Annotated in this window: 2 protein-coding genes; both read right to left on the bottom strand. The window is 47.6% G+C overall.

Annotated features, from left to right (window positions below):
• Nucleotides 1-521, bottom strand: a 521-nt coding sequence (locus tag AK963_RS29465) for an IS3 family transposase (RefSeq protein WP_238593899.1), incomplete at its 3' end; no start/stop codon positions are given.
• 205 nt (nucleotides 522-726) lie between these two features.
• Nucleotides 727-1,035 carry a transposase gene (locus AK963_RS29460; RefSeq protein WP_066018780.1) on the bottom strand — a complete coding sequence of 103 codons (309 nt, stop codon included), beginning with the start codon at nucleotides 1,033-1,035 and terminating at the stop codon, nucleotides 727-729.
• Nucleotides 1,036-1,100: the final 65 nt, after the last annotated feature.

Raw genomic sequence — 1,100 nt, 5'->3', positions numbered from 1 at the left:
CGTTCGGCATAAACTAATTCAACTTTTAACCGGCTAAAGAATGACTCCATAGCTGCATTATCCCAGCAGTTACCAGGTCTGCTCATACTGGGCTCTCCACCATATCGCCGAATCAAACTCTGGTAACGAGTAGCCCGATATTGAACACCACGATCTGAATGGATAAGCAGCCCAGGCTCTGTTGATCGCTGAGCAAAAGCCATTTCCAGAGCACGGGTTACCAACGACTCAACCATGGTGGTATCTAAAGCCCAGCCGATGATCCGGCGAGAATAAAGATCCATCACAGTTGCGAGATACAACCATCGGCTTTTTACTCGGATATAGGTGATATCAGTTGTCCACTTGCGGTTTGGCTTATCGGCCTGAAAGCAGCGGCGCAAGCGATTTTCAGCAACACCGTACAGCGCTTCAGCACTGGGCGAATATTTAAATGCGCGTCCATTACGCGCCTTGAGCCCAACTTGTTTCATCAGTCGGGCAACCACATTCAGGCAACATTGTGTTCCTGCGGCTTTCAGCTCCTGTGTGATCCTGGGTGCACCGTAGCGAGCTTTGAAAACCTTAAAGTATTAACAATGGCTGCTTTGATCTTGTCCGAGCGCTGCTTTCGTGCACTTTCACCGGACGTCTGCCAATAATAGAATCCAGAGCGAGAGACACTTAGAACGCGACACATCAACACCAGAGAGTAACAACCGCGATATCTGGCAATCAGGGCGTACTTCACTCTTGGTGTTTCGCGAAGTACGCAGACACCTTTTTTAGAAACTCATTCTCCTGCTTGAGGCGGTGATTCTCACGTTTGAGTTTTTTTACCTCATCTGACTCATTGCGGGAGTAGTCGACACCTTCAAGTGAATTGAACTGTTTTTCTGAAAGACGGGAAAACTGTCGTTTCCAGTTATAGATCTGCTGAACACTGATACCAAGCTGCTCAGCAACCTCTGAAGCTTTTCTATCGGGTAAGCCCGCCATGCGGACAGCTTCTTTGCGGAATTCTTCGGTATAAGCAGGATGTCTGTGTTTACTCATGACTCACCTCACCGTTAGAAGATAATCTAACTTAATGAAGTGTCCAGTATTCGTGGGTAACTCGA

The sequence above is a fragment of the Endozoicomonas atrinae genome (genome assembly GCF_001647025.1).
In the GTDB taxonomy this organism is placed as follows: domain Bacteria; phylum Pseudomonadota; class Gammaproteobacteria; order Pseudomonadales; family Endozoicomonadaceae; genus Endozoicomonas; species Endozoicomonas atrinae.
The sequence above is the reverse complement of the archived record's forward strand: the minus strand, read 5'-3'. Positions and strand labels throughout refer to the sequence as shown.

Excerpts from the sequence above, each read along its gene's own strand:
- AK963_RS29460 (WP_066018780.1), bottom strand. The coding sequence starts at position 1,035 with ATGAGTAAACACAGACATCCTGCTTATACCGAAGAATTCCGCAAAGAA.